This is a genomic window from Streptomyces cyslabdanicus (genome assembly GCF_052663305.1).
In genome coordinates, this window is the sequence record NZ_JBQRUW010000009.1 from 94553 (window position 1) to 111766 (window position 17214).

Here is a 17214-nt window from a genome sequence, read left to right on the forward strand (position 1 = left end):
GTGTAACGCACGGGCGACCCTTGACGGAGAGCATGGGCTGGGGGTTTGCTGTCCGTGATCAGCCGATGGCAAGCCGATGACCGACGAGCAGCCGAGGCCGGTGGGCCGAACGGGGGCCGCTCCCTGGGCGTACCAGGCCACGAACAAAGAGCGCGTGAGGAAGTTCCGCGGTGTCCCCACCCCCGCCTCCCCTCGGACGCGGCCGCAAGCGAGCCGCCCAGGTCTTCGACACCGCTCTCGACGACACCGAACTCCGTGAGGCGCGCGCGGCGTTGGCACAGGGGCGGTGGCAGGCTGTGCGCTCGCTGCTGGTCCGCACCAAGGACGACTGGGACCGCCGCGGGCACCGCCTCACCGTCCTCGCCGAGGAGTCCCACACCACGGCCTGGACCCGTGACTGGCTGCTCGCCGAGCCCGAGTCCGCCGACGCCTCCGTCCTGCTCGGCCTGTCCCTGGTCCAGCAGGCCCTGTGCGGCCGGGAGAAGCCCGACCGGGCCCGCGAGGCCTGCCGGACGGCGGCCGAGCTCGCGCCCGCCGACCCCACGCCGTGGTTCGGCCTGCTCCTGCTGGAGCGGGGCCTGGGCGACGAGGAGGAGGTGGTCCGCCTCTTCGACAAGGTCCGCCACCGCCATCCCGAGCACCACCACGCCCACCACCTGATGGTGGCCCAGCTGGCCGAGCGGCACGCCGACGCCGGCCCGGATCCGCTGCACGAGGTCTACGACTTCGCCAACTGGGCCGCCGAGCAGGCGCCCGCCGACTCACCGCTGGCCATGCTCCCGGTGGTCGCGCACGCCGAGCGCTACCGCGTCCTGGCCGGTGCCGGCCACGCGCAGGCCGACCCGGCGGCCTCCGGGCACTGGACGGGCCGCCGGGCCCGCCAGGTGATGAAGTCCGCCTTCGACTGGTGGCTGGAGTGGGAGCAGGAGGGCCATCCGCGCCGCCTGGTCGATCTGAACTTCCTCGCCCACGCCAAGCACTGCGAGGGCCGGGGCGCCGAGGCCACCGCCCTGTTCCACCGCATCGGTGACCATCCCACGCCGGCGCCGTGGGCGTACCCCGACCGAGATCCGTACACCGCCTTCCGCATCGCGCGCGCCGGCGCGCTCGGTGCGGTGTAGTGCCCCGCACATCCCGTACGCACCACGACCCCGACGCCGAAAGGACGAACCCCCGATGACGACGGGCAGTTCGAGCACGAGCAGAGCCACCGCCGAGGGCGGCATCAGCACCTTCAAGGGGCAGGAGCGCGCCCTGCGCGCCGACCGCCTCGGCACGGGGGGCCTGCTGCTCTCCGTGCTCGCCGCGACCGCCCCGCTCATGGTGGTCGCGGGTGTCATGCCCACCACATTCGCGGTGATGGGGATCGTCGGACAGCCGCTGCTCTTCGTACTCCTCGGCACCGTCCTGATCCTCTTCAGCTTCGGGTACGCCGAGATGAGCCGCCACGTCCACAACGCGGGCGCCTTCTACGCCTACATCTCCCGCGGCCTGGGCGGCACGGCGGGCGCCGGCGCGGCGCTCGTCGCCCTCGTCGCCTACAACGCGCTCCAGGCCGGCATCTACGGGATCTTCGGCTTCGAGGTCTCCAACCTGTTCGCCACGTACGCCGACCTCAGCGTCGCCTGGTGGATCCCCGCGCTCGTGGCCGCGGCCGTCGTCGGGGCGCTCGGCTGGCTGAAGATCGACGTCAACGCGCGCGTGCTCGGCGTGCTGCTGGTCATCGAGGTCGTACTCGTCGTGATCTTCGACGTGGCGGCCGTCGCCGACCCCGCCAAGGAGGGCCTGTCCCTGCACGCCTTCAACCCGGACACGCTCGCCGGCGCCGGCATCGGCACCGCGCTGTGCTTCTGCATAGCGGCCTTCCTCGGCTTCGAGCAGGCCCCGGTGTACGCCGAGGAGACCAGCCGCCCGCACGTCCTGGTCCCGCGCGTGATGTTCCTCGCCGTCGCGGGCGTCGCCGTCTTCTTCGCGATCAGCAGCTGGGCCCTCACCGTCGCCACCGGCCCCTCGGCGATCATCGGCACGGCGGAGAAGGAGAGCGCGGGGCTGCTGTTCACCCTGACCGAGTCGCGGCTCGGCGCCACCTTCACCGACGTCCTGCACGTCCTGTTCGTCACCGGCATGTTCGCGGCCATGCTGAGCTTCCACAACGTCGTCGCCCGGTACGCCTTCGCCATGGGCCGCGAGGGCCTGCTGCCGGCCGCCTTCGGGCGCACGTCCAGCTCCAGCGGCGCGCCCGCGACCGGATCCCTCTCGCAGACGATCGTCTCGCTGGTCATCGTGATCGCCTTCGCCGTCACCGACGACAAGCCGGCCGGCGACCCCACCGCGCCCGTGCTGCACCTGTTCACCTGGTTCGGCAACCTCGGCGCGCTCGGTGTGATCGTGCTGATGGCGGCGGCCAGCGTGTCGGTGATCGTCTTCTTCGTCCGGCGCGGCGCGGCGGCCGCGCAGGCCTGGCGGCTGGTCACCTCCGCCGTGGCCGCGGTGGCCCTGCTGGTCATCGCCACCTACACCGTCAAGGACTTCGACGTCCTGGTCGACGCCGGCCCCGGCTCGGCCCTGAGCCGGGTGCTGCCCGGCATCATCGGCCTCGCCCTCGTCGTCGGCCTGGTCCAGGGCGCCGTACTGCGCTCCCGCCGGCCGGAGGCGCACGCCCGCATCGGACTGGGCAACGAGGCCTTCCAGCTGGAGAAGGCCGCGGAGGCGGAGGAGACTGCGGAGGCGGCCGAGGCGGCGTCCTGAGCGCCGGCCACCGGAAACGATGACGGAAGTCTGACGAGCACCCGCGATCCCTGGCCCGTCCGGGGGCGCGGGTGCTCGAATGGAGGAGTGAACCCCCGACTTCCAAAGGACGAGGGACGGCCCGAGGAGGAAGGCCGCCCCATCGGCCGCCGCATCTTCCTCGCCACCCTCGGCCTCGGCGCCCTCGGCGTGGCCACCGCGCCCACGCTGCAACGCGGCATGGAGGACCTGCTCGGCGCGGTGGCGGGCAAGGACCCCACCGGTCTGACCGGCCTGCTGCCGAACGGCGGCGGCTTCCGCTACTACTCGGTCGCCGCCTCGGTCCCGCACAAGGACGCCACGAACTACCGCCTCACCGTCGACGGCCTCGTCGACCACCCCGCCACCTACACGCTGGACGACCTCAGGGCCTTGCCCCGGACCCGCCTGGTCCGCGACGTCCAGTGCGTCACCGGCTGGCGGGTGCCCGGCACCCCCTTCGAGGGCGTACGGCTCTCCCGGCTGCTCGACGCTGCCGGAGTACGGGCGGGCGCCGGAGCCGTCCGCTTCACCTGCTTCGACGGCACCTACACCGAGAGCCTCAGCCTCGCCCAGGCCCGCCGCCCCGACGTGCTGGTCGCGCTGCGCATGCGGGACGAGGACCTGACCTACGCGCACGGCGGTCCGGTCCGCCTGTACGTGGCCCCCATGTACTTCTACAAGTCGGCCAAGTGGCTCTCCGGCATCACCGTCACCGACCGCGTCGAGCCCGGCTACTGGGAGCACCTCGGCTACGACGTCGACGCCTGGGTCGGCCGTTCGAACGGACGCGGCGATGCCCCTACGAGCTGACACCCCGGCCCCGCCCGGCACCCGCGTCCGCCGCTTCACCCGGGCCGAGCGCTGGGTGCACCGGACCACGGCCGCGCTCATGGGCGTGTGCGTGATGACGGCGGCCTTCCTGTACATCCCCCAGCTCGCCGAACTGGTCGGCCGGCGCGAACTGGTCGTCCGCGTCCACGAGTGCGCGGGCGTCGCCCTGCCCGTACCGGTCCTGCTGGGCCTGGCCTCCCGCGCCTTCCGTGCCGACCTGCGCTTCCTCAACCGCTTCGGCCGGCACGACCGCGTCTGGCTGCGCGCCGCCCTGCGCCGCGACCGCCGGGCCGCCTCCCGCCCGGCCGGGAAGTTCAACGCCGGCCAGAAGATCTACGCCGCCTGGATCGCCGGCGCCGGCCTGGTCATGCTCGGTACGGGTCTGATGATGTGGTTCACCCATCTCACCCCCGTGGCCTGGCGCACCAGCGCCACCTTCGTCCACGACTGGCTCGCCCTGACCGTCGGCGTCGTCCTGGCCGGCCACATCGGCATGGCCCTCGGCGACCCGGAGGCCCGCCGAGGCCTGCGCACCGGCCTGGTGACGCGCGCGTGGGCGGCGGAACAGCACCCGCTGTGGCGCCCGTAGGGCCGCCGGCGGTTCGTAGGCCACCGGCCGCTCGTAGGGCCACCGTCGGTTCGCGGGGATGCGGGCGCATACGGAGGCGGCGGCCGTGACCGGGTGGTGTCCGGACACGGCCGCCGCCGACGGCGTACGGCTAGATCACCAGGGACAGCAGCAGGACCAGGGCGCCCGCCACCACCGAGATGATCGTCTCCATGACCGACCAGCTCTTGATCGTCTGGCCGACGCTCAGCCCGAAGTACTCCTTCACCAGCCAGAACCCGGCGTCGTTGACATGGCTGAAGAACAGCGAGCCGGCGCCGACCGCCAGCACCAGCAGGGCGGCGTGCGTGGTCGACATGTCGGCCGCGAGCGGGGCGACCAGACCGGCCGCCGAGATGGTCGCCACGGTCGCCGAACCGGTCGCGAGCCGGATCGCCACCGCGATCAGCCAGGCCAGCAGCAGCGCCGGGATCGACCAGTCCTTGGAGATGTCCAGGACCATCTGGCCCACCCCGGAGTCGATCAGCGTCTGCTTGAAGCCGCCGCCCGCGCCGACGATCAGCAGGATGCCGGCGATGGGCATGAGGCCCTTCTCGACGGTCGAGGAGATGCGCTCCTTGCTGAACCCGGCCGGCATCCCCAGCGTGAACACGCCGACGAGCACGGCGGCGAGCAGCGCGATCATCGGCGAGCCGATGACGTCGAAGACGCGCTGGGTCAGGTTCGTCGGATCGTCCACGACGATGTCGACCAGGGCCTTGGCGAGCATCAGCACCACCGGGAGCAGCACCGTGGCCAGCGTGGCGCCGAAGCCCGGACGCCGCTGGAGCTCCTCCGACGGACGCTGGGGCAGCATCCGGTCCGGGACGGGGACGTCCACCCAGCGGGCCGCGACCTTGGAGAAGAGCGGACCGGCGATGATCACCGTGGGTATGGCGACGAGGATGCCGAGCGCCAGCGTCACGCCCAGGTTGGCCTTGACCGCGTCGATGGCGACCAGCGGGCCGGGGTGCGGCGGGATCAGACCGTGCATCACGGACAGACCGGCCAGCGCCGGGACGCCGATGCGCATCAGGGAGTAGTTTCCGCGCTTGGCCACCATCAGCACGACCGGGATCAGCAGCACGATGCCGACCTCGAAGAACAGCGGCAGACCGATCACGGAGGCGATCAGCACCATCGCCCACGGCATCGCCCGCCCCTTGGCCTTCGCCAGGATCGTGTCGACGACCTGGTCGGCGCCGCCGGAGTCGGCGAGCAGCTTGCCGAGTATCGCGCCGAGGGCGATCAGCACGCCGACGCCGGCGACGGTGGAGCCCAGGCCCGTTGTGAAGCTGGTGATCGCCTTGTCGAGCGGTGCCCCGGCGACCGCGCCGAGCACCAGCGATCCGATGGTCAGGGACAGGAAGGCGTGCAGCTTGAACCGGGTGATGAGCAGGACGATGACGGCGATGCCCGCGAGGACGGCGATGCCGAGCTGAGCGTGGCCGGCCGAGGTGATCGGCGGGGGCGCGTCCGCTGCCAGCATCTCGACGCTGAGTCTGGTCACGGTGTTCCCTTGCAGGTGAAGAGGGACGGTGGGAAGGGGAGTGCCGCAGTCGGCGAGTGCGGGGGAGCGGCGCCGGGGCTCAGAGCCGCTGGTCCTGCGGGGACTGCGTGGAGCTGTCGAGGCCGTCCAGCGCGGCCACCGCGCGTGCGGCGATCTCCTCGGGCGACCCGGAGACGTCGACCGCGACGCCCCGTTCGTCCCTCTGGAGCGGCTCCAGCGTGGCGAACTGGGAGTCCAGCAGCGCCGTCGGCATGAAGTGACCCCGGCGGTGCGCCATCCGGTCCTCGATGAGCTTCCGGTCGCCCGTCAGGTGCACGAAGACGACGCCGGGAGCCGCGGCCCGCAGCCGGTCCCGGTACGACCGCTTCAGCGCCGAGCTGCTCACCACCCCGCCGAGCCCCGCCCGCCCGTGGGCCCAGGCGCCGATGGCGTCGAGCCACGGCCACCGGTCCTCGTCGCCGAGCGGGATCCCGGCCGTCATCTTCGCGATGTTGGCCTGCGGGTGGAAGTCGTCGCCCTCGGCGTACGGGACGCCGAGCCGGGCGGCGAGCAGGGGACCGATCGTGGTCTTGCCCGTGCCGGCGACGCCCATCACCACGACGACGTGGGGGGTGCGCATCACTGCCTCGCTGTCTTCCTCGACATGGGACGCCGACATCCGGCGTCCGCCACACTGAAACCCATAGGTACGACTAATTCAAGTCTCTGTGACATATAAGTCTGACTTTTTGGGAACGTGATCTGCCCCGTACGCTGAGTGCATGAGCACACCGGGCCGAGGGCTGCACGGCCGCGTACTGGACACCCTCGGCCCCGCCATCACCGCGGGCGAGTATCCGCCGGGCAGCGTGCTGCGCACCGACGAACTGGCGCAGCGCTTCGACGTGTCACGCTCCGTGATGCGCGAGGCGGTCCGCGTCCTGGAGTCCATGCACCTGGTCGCCTCGCGCCGCCGGGTCGGCGTGACCGTACTCCCGCAGACCGAGTGGAACGTCTACGACCCGCAGGTCATCCGCTGGCGCCTGGCCGGCGCGGACCGGCCCCGGCAGCTGCGGTCGCTGACCGTGCTGCGCTCCGCCGTCGAACCGGTGGCCGCGGGCCTGGCCGCCCGGCTCGCCACCCCCGAACAGTGCGCCGAGCTCACCGAGTGCGCCCTCGGCATGGTCGCCACCTCACGCGGCCACCACCGGCTTGAGGCGTACCTGGTCCACGACGTCGCCTTCCACCGCGTGATCCTCAGCGCCTCCGGGAACGAGATGTTCGCCCGCCTCGGCGACGTCGTCGCCGAGGTCCTGGCCGGCCGCACCCACCACGAGGTCATGTTCGAGGAGCCCGACCCCGCCGCCGTCACCCTCCACGTCCAGCTCGCCGAGGCGGTCCGGGCCCGCGACGCGGACCGCGCCGAGCGGCTGACCCGTGAGATCACCGTCGGCGCCCTCCAGGAACTGGACGTCCTGGCACCGTAGCCCGGCGCGTCCTCACTGCTCGGGGAAGTCCCCGTCCACGTACACCCAGGCCCCGTCGACCCGCTCGAACCGGCTGCGCTCCAGCAGCGAACCCCCGCGGTAGGACGCCCGGAACGTCACCGTCCCGGTGCTGTGGAAGGCCGAGCCGTCCGTCGTCCCGAGGATCTCCAGCCCCGTCCAGCGCATCCCGGGATCGAGGTCGAGCCGGGCCGGCCGGGTCCGCGGGTGCCAGGTCCGCAGCAGATAGCCCGCGTCCCGCCGCACGAAGGCGCTGTACCGCGACCGCATCAGCGCCTCGGCGGTCGGCGCGGCGGCACCTCCGTGGCAGCGGCCGCAGCAGCTCTCGTACGGTTCGGGCAGCCCGCACGGGCAGGAACGCGTGGTCATGCCCCCCATTCTGCCCGCGCCGGCGCACCGCCCGGCCCCCGGTGCGCCCGCTTCCCCGTCGCGCCCGTGCGGCACGCGCGCGACGGGGGCACAGTGGAAGACGGAGGCCACGCCGGGGTGGCTCGTCGCCTCGACCGTGTGGCCCTGCCTCCTAGCGGAGTTGAGGAGACACGGACGATGACTCGACCCCTCGGCAGCCGGCTTCCGTCCGTCAAGGAGTGGCGGCTCAGCCTGTACCTGTCCGAACACGACCCGGACACCACCGCCCGGATCGTCCTGGACACCGGCGACAACGTCGTGGAGACCCGGGCGGAGGCCCGCCGCAATCCGTACGACAGGGCGGTGCCCGAGATCGGCGACGAACTGGCGGCCGGCCGCGCGCTCATCGCGCTCGGCCGTGAGCTGCTGCGCGCCGCCGCGGGCGACATCGACGCGGTGGGAGCGCCCGAGGCGACGCCTCCCGTCCCCCTGTGGACCTCCAGGGAGTGAACGAACGGTGCTCTTCACGGATCGCCTCGACGCGGGACGGCGGCTGGCCGACCGCCTGGAAGGCCTCGCCGGCCGGGACGTCGTGGTGCTCGGCCTGCCCCGGGGAGGCGTCCCCGTGGCCGAGGTCGTCGCGGACGCCCTCGGCGCCCCACTGGACGTGTGCCTGGTACGGAAACTCGGCGTGCCCTCCCACCCGGAGCTGGGCATGGGGGCGATCGGCGAGGACGGCGTACGCGTACTGGGCGAGGACGTGCTGCGCGAGGCACGCGTCACCCCTGGGGAACTCGCGCGCGTGGAGGAGCGCGAACGCGGCGAGCTCGACCGGCGTGCCGCGCGCTACCGGGGCGAACGGCCGCCGGTCGGCGTCGCGGGCCGGACCGTCGTGGTCGTCGACGACGGCGTGGCCACCGGCTCGACCGCACGGGCGGCCTGCCGGACGGTCCGCGCCCGCGGGGCGGCGCGGACCGTGCTGGCGGTCCCCGTCGCACCGCCGGACTGGACGCACCGGCTCGCCGGCGAGGCCGACGAACTCGTGTGCCTGGCCACCCCGCCGGACTTCTTCGCGGTCGGCCAGTTCTACGCCGACTTTGCCCAGCTCGACGACGAGGACGTGGTCGCCTGCCTCCGCCGGGCGGCGAACCGTCCCCACCGGTTCCCCCTCGACCGCGAGGTGGAGGTGGCGGCCGGCGCCGTGCGGCTCGGCGGCCACCTGACCGTGCCCCCCGACGCCGTCGGCATCGTGCTCTTCGCACACGGCAGCGGCAGCGGACGGCACAGCCCGCGCAACCGGTTCGTCGCCGAGGGCCTGAACCGGGCCGGCCTCGGCACCCTGCTGTTCGACCTGCTCACCGAGGAGGAGGCGCGGGACCGGGCCAACGTGTTCGACACGACGCTGCTGGCCGACCGGCTCACCGGGGCCACCGACTGGCTGCGCGGCCGGCCCGGCACCGAGGAACTGGCGATCGGCTACTTCGGTGCCAGCACCGGCGCGGCCGCCGCCCTCTGGGCCGCTGCGGAACCCGGCGCGCGCATAGCCGCGGTCGTCTCCCGGGGTGGCCGTCCCGACCTCGCCGGGCCGCGCCTGCCGGCCGTGACCGCGCCCACCCTGCTCGTCGTCGGCGGCGCCGACACCGTCGTCCTCGACCTCAACCGCCGGGCACAGTCCCTGCTGCGCTGCGAGAGCCGGCTCGCCGTCGTCCCCGGCGCCACCCATCTCTTCGAGGAGGCCGGCACCCTGGAGGCGGTGACCGACCTGGCGCGGAACTGGTTCACGGACCACATGGCACCGGCGCACGTGTAGCCCCGGGGCCGCGCGCGGCTGCGGGGCGCGCGCAGGGCGGGGTCCGCGACGGGAACACGGAAAACGGTGCCGACCGATGAAGGTCGACACCGTTTCCGATGGTGTCCGAGGGGGGACTTGAACCCCCACGCCCGATAAAGGGCACTAGCACCTCAAGCTAGCGCGTCTGCCATTCCGCCACCCGGACCAGGTGTCTGTCGTGCGGGGCTTCCCGCGGCGACGAAGGAAACATTACCAGGCTTTCGGGCAGGTCCGATCACCCCGCCCCCGCGCGCGGGCGGCCGGGGACGGAGGCTCTCTTGGGGTTGGCGCGGGGGAGGGGGAGGATGAGTGGACCACCGGTACACGGGGTGGCCACCAGCACACAGCGGGAGGAAGCAGCGTGAGCGAGACGGGCACGGCCAGGGGCGTCACCGGCGAGGACGAGGTCGTGGACCTCTGCCGCGAGCTGATCCAGATCGACACCAGCAACTACGGCGACCACTCCGGACCCGGTGAGCGCGCGGCGGCCGAGTACGTCGCCGAGAAGCTCGCCGAGGTGGGGCTGGAACCGAAGATCTTCGAGTCGCACCCGGGTCGGGCCTCGACGGTGGCCCGCATCGAGGGGGAGGACCCCTCCCGGCCCGCGCTGCTGATCCACGGCCACACCGACGTCGTACCGGCCAACGCCGACGACTGGACCCACCACCCCTTCTCCGGCGAGGTCGCGGACGGGTGCGTGTGGGGCCGCGGCGCGGTCGACATGAAGGACATGGACGCGATGACGCTGGCGGTCGTGCGCGACCGGCTGCGCAGCGGACGCAGGCCCCCGCGGGACATCGTGCTCGCCTTCCTCGCCGACGAGGAGGCGGGCGGCACGTACGGCGCCCGGTACCTGGTGGACAAGCACCCGGACCTGTTCGAGGGGGTCACCGAGGCGATCAGCGAGGTGGGCGGGTTCTCCTTCACCGTCAGCGAACAGCGGCGGCTGTACCTGATCCAGACGGCCGAGAAGGGCATGCACTGGATGAAGCTGACCGTGGCCGGCACCGCGGGGCACGGATCGATGATCCACCGGGACAACGCGATCACCGAGCTGTCCGAGGCCGTCGCCCGGCTCGGGCGGCACCGGTTCCCGGTGCGCGTGACCAAGACCACCCGCGCCTTCCTGGACGAACTGGGCGACGCGCTCGGCACCAGGCTCGACCCGGAGGACATGGACGGCACGATCGCGAAGCTCGGCGGCATCGCCAAGCTCATCGGCGCCACCCTGAGCAACACCGCCAACCCCACGCAGCTGGGCGCCGGTTACAAGGTCAACGTCATCCCGGGCGAGGCCACCGCGCACGTCGACGGGCGGTTCCTGCCCGGTTTCGAGGAGGAGTTCCTCGCCGACCTCGACCGGATCCTGGGACCGAAGGTCAGGCGCGAGGACGTGCATTCCGACAAGGCCGTCGAGACCACCTTCGACGGGGCCCTGGTCGAGGCGATGCAGTCCGCGCTCCTGGCCGAGGACCCGGTCGCGAAGGCCATCCCGTACATGCTCTCCGGCGGCACCGACGCCAAGTCCTTCGACGACCTGGGCATCCGGGGCTTCGGCTTCGCGCCGCTGAAGCTGCCCCCGGAGCTGGACTTCGCGGGCATGTTCCACGGCGTGGACGAGCGGGTGCCGGTGGACGGCCTGAAGTTCGGGGTGCGCGTGCTCGACCGGTTCATCGACGCGTCCTGAGATCCGCCCGGATCCGTCATCACCGGCTTGACCTCGGTAATCGACCGCGCGTGCGGGAGTGACCGGGACGAGTGAATGCGACCATAAGCTCGTATCCCGATTAGTTCCTCCTCGTTACAGGTGATGCGATCAGCAACATGAGATCGCCTTTGTCAACGAGGAGGAATAATGATCAAGAAGGTCGTCGCTGCCGCGGTCGCCACCGGTGGACTGGTTCTCGCGGGCGCGGGGATGGCCGCCGCCGACTCGGGCGCCCAGGGTGCTGCCGTGCAGTCCCCGGGCGTCCTTTCCGGCAACGTCATCCAGGTGCCCGTTCACGTGCCGGTGAACGTGTGCGGCAACACGATCTCGGTGATCGGGCTGCTGAACCCCGCCTTCGGCAACACCTGCGCCAACCACTGACGTTGTGCCCCGCCCCGTGAGGGTCTGACTCCATCGACTCCGTGGGGGGTCCGAACCCGTCGGCCCCGGAGCGCCCGCCATGCGCTCCGGGGCCGACCGGTTCATCGGCGAGGTCGCGACGGCGGAATCCCGGCGGACGTGACCGCGCGTTCCGGAAGGTTCGAGAAGGTCGAAGGCAGGTATTCAGCAACATGCGACAGGTCACCCGCAAGGGCCTGATGACGATGGCCGCGGCCACCGGCGCGATCGCCGCGGCGAGCGGCTACGCCCACGCCGACGCGGGCGCGTTCGGCGCCGCGTCCGGCTCACCGGGCGTGCTGTCCGGCAACACCGTGCAGGTGCCGGTGCACGTGCCGGTGAACGTCTGCGGCAACACCATCGACGTCGTCGGGCTGCTCAACCCGGCGGCGGGCAACACCTGCGCCCAGCACGGCGGCGGCAGCGCGTCCGGGCACCACGGCGGCTCGCACGCCGAAGGGCGCACCAGCGGCTCGCCGGGCGTCGGCTCCGGCAACCACGTCCAGGTGCCGGTCGACGTGCCCGTCAACGTCTGCGGCAACAGCGTCGACGTGATCGGTGCGGCCAACCCGGCCCTGGGCAACCACTGCGCCAACGGCGGCGGGAGCCACACCACGCCCCCGGGCGGCGACCGGGAGATCCCGCCCGGCACGCCGGGGCACCCGGGACACCGTGGCCACCCGGGACACCCTGGCCACCCGGGACACCCTGGCCACCCGGGACATCCCGGCCATCCGGGCACCCCCGGCCACCCCGGTACGCCCGGCACACCTGGTACCCCCGGTACTCCTGGGACCCCGACCACGCCGCCCTCGACGGGGGGCGGCAGCGGCACCTCCGGTGGGTCGACCGGCGGCTCGACGCGGGTGAACCAGCCGGATGTGCAGACCGTCGCCGCGGCCCACGACCGGGCACAGCTCGCCCACACCGGCAGCGAACTGCCGATGGACGCCGTCCTGCCGGTGGGCGCGGGCGCGCTGCTCGCGGGTGTCGTGCTGTACCGCAGGGCCCGGGCCTGCGCCAGGTAGCCCGCATGCGGCGACGTGCATGACAGGGCGGGCCCCGCATCGGCGGGGCCCGCTGTGGCTCGGGCCGCCTCAGCTCACCACGTGGCGCGTACCTGGCGGATGATCCGCCGGCGCAACCGCACCTTGCGGCTGCCGTCGCGCAGCAGGCTCAGACGGTACAACTCCCAGTGTCCGTACTCGGCGTGGTCCGTCAGCAGACGTGCCGTCTCCTTGCGGGACACCCCGCGCGGGACGTACACGTCGACAAATTCGTATTCCGGCATCGCATCTATTGTGCGGGCTGGGGCCCGGTACGGATAGCGTCTGCACTATGTCTGATGCTGCGCAGCCCACCGCTGCCGAGGTACGCGCCGCCGCCGAGGCGGTCAAGGCCGCGCTCGACCGCCACCTGGCCGCGGTCGAACGCAAGTCGGGGGACGAGGACCCGGCCGTCTACGAGGCGTTCAACCAGCTGGCCGCGGCCGCGGAGGCGTACGACGAACTGCTCTACGACCGGCACGACGAGGTCACGCCCTTCGAGATCCCCGGTGACGACTCGCTGCCGCCGTACACGGGTCCCGAGGAGCCGAACGCGCTCAGCGTGCTGATCCGCCGCGACTACGCCGTGGCCGAGCCGCAGCGGCTGCGGGCACAGGCCCAGCGGGTGGAGGACGCGGACTCCGAGGCCGTCCTGGGTACCACCGAGGGCGCCTCCGGCACGGTGCACGGGGCGATCGGCATCCTGTTCGGCGAGTTCGAACCGGACGAGATCGCCTCCCGGCACAAGGAGTTCGGTCTGGAGGAGGGCGACTCCACCCTGTGGGTCGTCGCCGCGGACGAGCCCGCCGACCCGGGCGAATGGCTGGAAGCGCCCTTCGAGCACGTCGACCCCGAGCGGGTCGTCTGCCGCTTCGACGTCAGCGCGGTCTTCGACGACGAGGACGACGAGGACGACGACCTCGACGAGGACCGCTTCGACGCGCCCCTCGACGACGAGGACCTGGAACCGCTGGACGCGAACGACCGCTGAGGCCGCGCGCGGACCGGCGACCGCCGGTCCGCCCGGTCACACGCAGGGCGGGTCCACGGCGGACGGGGCGTGCGTTCCGGCATGTCAGCCGCCCGTGCGCTCCTGTGTTCCGGAGTCCGTCCCTGGGGCCGTCCCGGGGTCCTGCGCCGGGGGCTGGAGCAGGACGGGCAGGCGGGTCGTACGGGGCTTGGCCGGGATCTCGGCGACGGCTCGGGGCAGCGCCTGCTCCACGCCGTGCACCACGGACAGATGCCGCGCGGCCCGGCCGAACGCCGTGTAGATCCACGGGCGGCTGAGCGCCCGCGTCGCGTCGCCGGGCAGGACGACCACCACCGCGGGCCACCGGCCGCCCACGGCTTGGTGCGCCGTCAGCGCCCATCCGTGCCGCAGATGCGTCTCCACCCGCTCCTTCGGGACCACCACGTGAGCACCCGAGCAGGACAGGTGCAGCCCCTCGGCGTCGGCCTTCACCACTTGACCGGGCAGCGTACGGCCCGGGGCGGGGGAGTAGGCGATCCGGTCGCCCGGGTCGAAACCGCCGAAGCGGCCGGGGCCCGGGTTGAGCCGCTCCTTCAGTGCCGTGTTCAGCGCACGCGTGCCGGCCGCGCCGCCGTGACCGGGGGTGATCACCACGGTCTGGTCGGCCGGGACGCCGATCGCCCGCGGCACCGAGTCCGCGACGAGCTGCACGGTCCGGTGCACGGCCTCGCCCGCGTCCCGCACCGGGACGATCACGACCTCCTTGCCGGGCGCCGCCACCTGGTTCAGCTCGCCGGCGCCGATGCCGGAGACCAGTTTTCCCAGCGGGCCCGGGTCCGGCACGCGCGAGGCGATCTGCGGACACACCCGGGCCGCCAGCAGATCCGCGAACACCCGTCCCGGCCCCACGGACCACAGCACCGCGGGATCCCCGGCCAGCACCAGCCGCGCCCCGTCCGGCAGCGACTCGACGAGCAAGGCCGCCGTCTCCACGTCCAACTGGGGCGCGTCGAGCACGACGAGGAGGTCCAGCGCGAGCGAACCGTCCGCGTCCCGGCCGGGGCCCTCGGCGCCGGACAGCAGTCCGGCCACCGTGGCGACGGCGGGCGCGGGGGCCTCCGAGTGCTCCTGTGCCTCCGCGGGCTCCCGCGCCCGCGAGACGTCCCGGAGGAGCTGCCCGAAGCAGTCCCGGCCGAGCGGGCTGTGGGCGGCGGCCCAGGCGCGCAGCCCGAGACGACCCGACTCGCCCAGCAGCCGCGCGGGCTCCACCCGGGACGCCTCCCCGCCCGTGTGCAGCACCAGGCCGTGGCTCGCGGCGGCGCGGAGCAACTCGGCGGTCGAGCCCTGGGCGGAGGCGGTGGCCCGCTCCCAGTCCGAGGCCGAACCGGCTTCCTTCGGCGCGGAGTTGATCAGACGGGCGAGTCCGTCGGCCAGACTCTCCTCGGCGAGTGCGTACCGCTCCAGGCCGACGAGGGCGCGCACTGGGTGCTCGTCGTCCTCGCCCGCATCCTCGGTGGCCGGGGCGTCCTCCAGGGCGTCCTGGAACACCAGGGCCTCGCCCTGGGCCAGCGTGCCGTGCAGGGCCGCCTCGGGGTCGGGCACCGCCCGCTGGGCCAGCGCGGCGGTCAGGGCCGGGGCTTCCAGGGCCGTGTGTCCGGCGAGGGCGGCCTGCTCCAGCAGCCACACGGTGAGGGCCTGGCCGCGGCGCTCGTCGTCCGGGCGGCACTCCGCGCCGAGCAGGGCGCGCGCGAACCCGTCTGCCTGCTCCGGCCGTACACCGGTGACGTGCAGCAACTGCCAGGGGTCGGCGTGCAGCCGCTCCTCGGCACCCTCGCCGAGGGACGCGGCGACCTGCGGGGCGAGTGTCTCCGGGGCGCCGCCGCGGGCCAGCACCCGGCGCACCGCCTGGACCGTCTCCGGCGCCGGCCCGGCGGGCGCGGTGGCGGCCTCGGGCACCGCGGTCCCCGGCGCCCGTGCCGGTTCGGGGGCGGCGCGGCGCGGTGTGGGATCGGGCTCGGCGAAGACAGTGGCCGAGGGCCTCTCGCCGCCCTCCACGGCCCGCACGGCGGCCAGCAGGTCGGCCGCCGTGCCGCTGAGCTTGCCGCCGCTCTCGATCGGGCCCTTCCGCTCGGCCTTCCGCTGCTCGATCCGGGCCCGCTCGACCCGCTGAGCCGCCAACTCCGCCTCGGCCTCGGACTTCTCCTCCGCGCCTGAGCTGTTCTCCTCCGCGCCTGAGCTGTTCGCCTCCGCGCCTGAGCTGTTCGCCTCCGCGCCTGAGCCGTTCGCCTCCGCGCCCGAGCCGTTCGCGTCCGCGCCCGGCCGCTCGTCCCCCGCCGAGCCACCGCCACGTGCGCCGCTCTCCGGGTCGCCGCCACCCGAGGCCGCTCCGCTCCCCGAGGTTCCGTCTTCCGCGCTCGCCCCGCCTTCGGAGGCGACGTCCTTCCCGGCCCCCTCGGCTTCCGAGGCGCCGTCCTTCGGGCTCGGCCCGCCTTCCGAGGCTCCGGCGCCTTCCGAGGGCGCCCCGGCTCCCGACGTACCGTCGCTCTCCGCGGCCGGGCCGTCGTGGCGCGGGCCGTTGTCCGCCCCGGGGTCCGGGGTGCCAGGCCCGGTCTGTTCCGTGGTCTCCGGCTCCGTGCTCACAGCGTGCTCCAGTCGTGATCGGGATAGCGGTGCACGGGCTCCGACACGTCGTCGAGTGCCCGGCAGATCTCGTCAGGAAGACTAAGCGCCTCCACTGACAGCACCGCCGTGAGCTGCTGCGCGGTGCGGGCGCCGACGATCGGTGCCGTTACGCCGGGCCGGTCACGGACCCAGGCGAGGGCCACCTCGAGGGGCGTCACCGCCAGCCCGTCCGCCGCCGTGGACACCGCGTCCACGATGCGGCCCGCGGCGTCGTCCAGGTACGGCTCGACGAACGGCGCCAGGTGCTCCGAGGCGCCCCGCGAGTCCGGCGGTGTCCCGTTGCGGTACTTGCCGGTCAGCACGCCGCGGCCCAGCGGGGAGGACGGCAGCAGGCCGACGCCCAGGTCCAGCGCGGCGGGCAGCACCTCGCGCTCGACGCCGCGTTGCAGCAGCGAGTACTCCATCTGGGTGCTCGCCAGCCGCGTCCGCGCGCCGGGCGCCGCGAGCTGCCAGGTGGCAGCCTTGGCCAGCTGCCAGCCGCAGAAGTTGGAGACGCCCGCGTAGCGCACCCGGCCGCTGCCGACGGCGAGGTCGACGGCGTGGAGGGTCTCCTCCAGGGGCGTGTGCGGGTCGAAGGCGTGGACATGCCACAGGTCGACGTAGTCCGTGCCGAGGCGGGCGAGGGAGGCGTCCAGCGCGGCCAGCAGATGGCCCCGGGAGCCGTCGAAGCGCCGGTCCGGGTCCGGCACGCTGCCCGCCTTGGTCGAGAGGACCAGGTCACGGCGGGGCACGAGGCCGTCCATGAGCCGGCCGAGCAGGTACTCGGCCTGGCCATCGCCGTACACGTCCGCCGTGTCGACGAGGGTGCCGCCCGCCTCCCAGAACACCTTCAGCATGTCCGCGGCGTCATGCTCGTCGGTGTCCCGGCCCCAGGTGAGGGTGCCGAGGCCGATGCGGGACACGCGCAGGCCCGTGCGGCCGAGATGCCTCTGCTCCATGGTCGCCGAGATTACTGGCCACGGCCGACACGTGGGTGACCTGTGGACAACCCGGCTCCGCCCGGGGCGGCGCCGCGAACCGGCGTGCCGC

General features: G+C 73.4%; 17 protein-coding genes and 1 tRNA gene. 11 read left to right on the plus strand and 7 right to left on the minus strand.

All coding sequences use genetic code 11. The annotated features are described in order from the left end of the window. Positions 1 to 170: 170 nt before the first annotated feature. From ACTYVM_RS07005 to ACTYVM_RS07020, 4 genes are all read left to right on the plus strand, one after another. Positions 171 to 1121 (plus strand): hypothetical protein, encoded by a 951-nt coding sequence (locus tag ACTYVM_RS07005; protein ID WP_445525055.1) that lies wholly within the window; start codon positions 171 to 173, stop codon positions 1119 to 1121. Between the two features lie 55 nt (positions 1122 to 1176). After that, a complete protein-coding gene (locus ACTYVM_RS07010) occupies positions 1177 to 2748 on the plus strand; it encodes an APC family permease (protein ID WP_445525056.1) in 1572 nt (523 codons plus the stop codon). An 87-nt stretch (positions 2749 to 2835) separates the two neighbouring features. Then, a complete protein-coding gene (locus ACTYVM_RS07015; protein ID WP_445525057.1) occupies positions 2836 to 3579 on the plus strand; it encodes a molybdopterin-dependent oxidoreductase in 744 nt (247 codons plus the stop codon). After that, the gene (locus ACTYVM_RS07020; protein ID WP_445525058.1) at positions 3563 to 4189 is read left to right on the plus strand and encodes a cytochrome b/b6 domain-containing protein; all 627 of its coding nucleotides are present in this window, start codon (positions 3563 to 3565) and stop codon (positions 4187 to 4189) included. Before ACTYVM_RS07015 ends, ACTYVM_RS07020 begins: the two co-directional genes overlap by 17 nt. 130 nt (positions 4190 to 4319) lie before the next feature. Here the strand turns inward: ACTYVM_RS07020 and ACTYVM_RS07025 are convergent, their stop codons facing one another. Together ACTYVM_RS07025 and ACTYVM_RS07030 are read right to left on the minus strand one after the other, a co-directional pair. Next, positions 4320 to 5717: a GntT/GntP/DsdX family permease gene (locus tag ACTYVM_RS07025; protein ID WP_445525059.1), complete on the minus strand. Its 1398-nt coding sequence runs from the start codon at positions 5715 to 5717 to the stop codon at positions 4320 to 4322. Positions 5718 to 5796: 79 nt separating this feature from the next. Further along, positions 5797 to 6336: a gluconokinase gene (locus ACTYVM_RS07030; RefSeq protein ID WP_445525175.1), complete on the minus strand. Its 540-nt coding sequence runs from the start codon at positions 6334 to 6336 to the stop codon at positions 5797 to 5799. A gap of 142 nt (positions 6337 to 6478) precedes the next feature. Between ACTYVM_RS07030 and ACTYVM_RS07035 the strand changes: the two genes are divergently transcribed. Further along, entirely contained in the window at positions 6479 to 7183 is a 705-nt protein-coding gene (locus ACTYVM_RS07035; protein WP_445525060.1) for a FadR/GntR family transcriptional regulator, read from the plus strand. Positions 7184 to 7195: 12 nt separating this feature from the next. Here ACTYVM_RS07035 and ACTYVM_RS07040 read toward each other — a convergent pair whose 3' ends face one another. Beyond that, entirely contained in the window at positions 7196 to 7570 is a 375-nt protein-coding gene (locus ACTYVM_RS07040) for a YchJ family protein (protein ID WP_400031843.1), read from the minus strand. Between the two features lie 177 nt (positions 7571 to 7747). Between ACTYVM_RS07040 and ACTYVM_RS07045 the strand changes: the two genes are divergently transcribed. Continuing rightward, positions 7748 to 8059 carry a dsRBD fold-containing protein gene (locus ACTYVM_RS07045; protein WP_400031841.1) on the plus strand — a complete coding sequence of 104 codons (312 nt, stop codon included), beginning with the start codon at positions 7748 to 7750 and terminating at the stop codon, positions 8057 to 8059. A 7-nt stretch (positions 8060 to 8066) separates the two neighbouring features. Beyond that, positions 8067 to 9359, plus strand: coding sequence for a phosphoribosyltransferase family protein (locus tag ACTYVM_RS07050; protein ID WP_445525061.1), 1293 nt, complete (start codon positions 8067 to 8069; stop codon positions 9357 to 9359). A gap of 99 nt (positions 9360 to 9458) precedes the next feature. On the opposite strand, the gene ACTYVM_RS07055 is transcribed toward ACTYVM_RS07050, so the two are convergent. Then, positions 9459 to 9546 (minus strand) — tRNA-Leu (locus ACTYVM_RS07055). Positions 9547 to 9741: 195 nt separating this feature from the next. Here ACTYVM_RS07055 and ACTYVM_RS07060 point away from each other — a divergent pair. The 3 genes from ACTYVM_RS07060 (at position 9742) to ACTYVM_RS07070 (ending at position 12515) form a co-directional block, all read left to right on the plus strand. Beyond that, positions 9742 to 11067 carry a M20/M25/M40 family metallo-hydrolase gene (locus ACTYVM_RS07060; protein WP_445525062.1) on the plus strand — a complete coding sequence of 442 codons (1326 nt, stop codon included), beginning with the start codon at positions 9742 to 9744 and terminating at the stop codon, positions 11065 to 11067. Between the two features lie 168 nt (positions 11068 to 11235). Further along, entirely contained in the window at positions 11236 to 11469 is a 234-nt protein-coding gene (gene chpH, locus ACTYVM_RS07065; protein ID WP_445525063.1) for a chaplin ChpH, read from the plus strand. 191 nt (positions 11470 to 11660) lie between these two features. Next, on the plus strand, positions 11661 to 12515 hold the full coding sequence (locus tag ACTYVM_RS07070) for a chaplin (protein WP_445525064.1): 855 nt from the start codon (positions 11661 to 11663) through the stop codon (positions 12513 to 12515). 74 nt (positions 12516 to 12589) lie between these two features. On the opposite strand, the gene ACTYVM_RS07075 is transcribed toward ACTYVM_RS07070, so the two are convergent. Next, positions 12590 to 12778: a DUF5703 family protein gene (locus ACTYVM_RS07075; RefSeq protein WP_003989151.1), complete on the minus strand. Its 189-nt coding sequence runs from the start codon at positions 12776 to 12778 to the stop codon at positions 12590 to 12592. A gap of 47 nt (positions 12779 to 12825) precedes the next feature. Between ACTYVM_RS07075 and ACTYVM_RS07080 the strand changes: the two genes are divergently transcribed. Next, on the plus strand, positions 12826 to 13524 hold the full coding sequence (locus ACTYVM_RS07080; RefSeq protein WP_445525065.1) for a hypothetical protein: 699 nt from the start codon (positions 12826 to 12828) through the stop codon (positions 13522 to 13524). Positions 13525 to 13608: 84 nt separating this feature from the next. Here the strand turns inward: ACTYVM_RS07080 and ACTYVM_RS07085 are convergent, their stop codons facing one another. Next, positions 13609 to 16143 carry a helix-hairpin-helix domain-containing protein gene (locus tag ACTYVM_RS07085; RefSeq protein WP_445525066.1) on the minus strand — a complete coding sequence of 845 codons (2535 nt, stop codon included), beginning with the start codon at positions 16141 to 16143 and terminating at the stop codon, positions 13609 to 13611. Next, the gene (locus ACTYVM_RS07090) at positions 16140 to 17123 is read right to left on the minus strand and encodes an aldo/keto reductase (RefSeq protein ID WP_445525067.1); all 984 of its coding nucleotides are present in this window, start codon (positions 17121 to 17123) and stop codon (positions 16140 to 16142) included. Before ACTYVM_RS07090 ends, ACTYVM_RS07085 begins: the two co-directional genes overlap by 4 nt. Positions 17124 to 17214 lie beyond the last annotated feature (91 nt).

Excerpts from the sequence above, each read along its gene's own strand:
- ACTYVM_RS07010 (WP_445525056.1), top strand. The coding sequence starts at position 1,177 with ATGACGACGGGCAGTTCGAGCACGAGCAGAGCCACCGCCGAGGGCGGC.
- ACTYVM_RS07020 (WP_445525058.1), top strand. The coding sequence starts at position 3,563 with ATGCCCCTACGAGCTGACACCCCGGCCCCGCCCGGCACCCGCGTCCGC.
- ACTYVM_RS07030 (WP_445525175.1), bottom strand. The coding sequence starts at position 6,336 with ATGCGCACCCCCCACGTCGTCGTGGTGATGGGCGTCGCCGGCACGGGC.
- ACTYVM_RS07035 (WP_445525060.1), top strand. The coding sequence starts at position 6,479 with ATGAGCACACCGGGCCGAGGGCTGCACGGCCGCGTACTGGACACCCTC.
- ACTYVM_RS07040 (WP_400031843.1), bottom strand. The coding sequence starts at position 7,570 with ATGACCACGCGTTCCTGCCCGTGCGGGCTGCCCGAACCGTACGAGAGC.
- ACTYVM_RS07045 (WP_400031841.1), top strand. The coding sequence starts at position 7,748 with ATGACTCGACCCCTCGGCAGCCGGCTTCCGTCCGTCAAGGAGTGGCGG.
- chpH (WP_445525063.1), top strand. The coding sequence starts at position 11,236 with ATGATCAAGAAGGTCGTCGCTGCCGCGGTCGCCACCGGTGGACTGGTT.
- ACTYVM_RS07070 (WP_445525064.1), top strand. The coding sequence starts at position 11,661 with ATGCGACAGGTCACCCGCAAGGGCCTGATGACGATGGCCGCGGCCACC.
- ACTYVM_RS07075 (WP_003989151.1), bottom strand. The coding sequence starts at position 12,778 with ATGCCGGAATACGAATTTGTCGACGTGTACGTCCCGCGCGGGGTGTCC.
- ACTYVM_RS07080 (WP_445525065.1), top strand. The coding sequence starts at position 12,826 with ATGTCTGATGCTGCGCAGCCCACCGCTGCCGAGGTACGCGCCGCCGCC.
- ACTYVM_RS07090 (WP_445525067.1), bottom strand. The coding sequence starts at position 17,123 with ATGGAGCAGAGGCATCTCGGCCGCACGGGCCTGCGCGTGTCCCGCATC.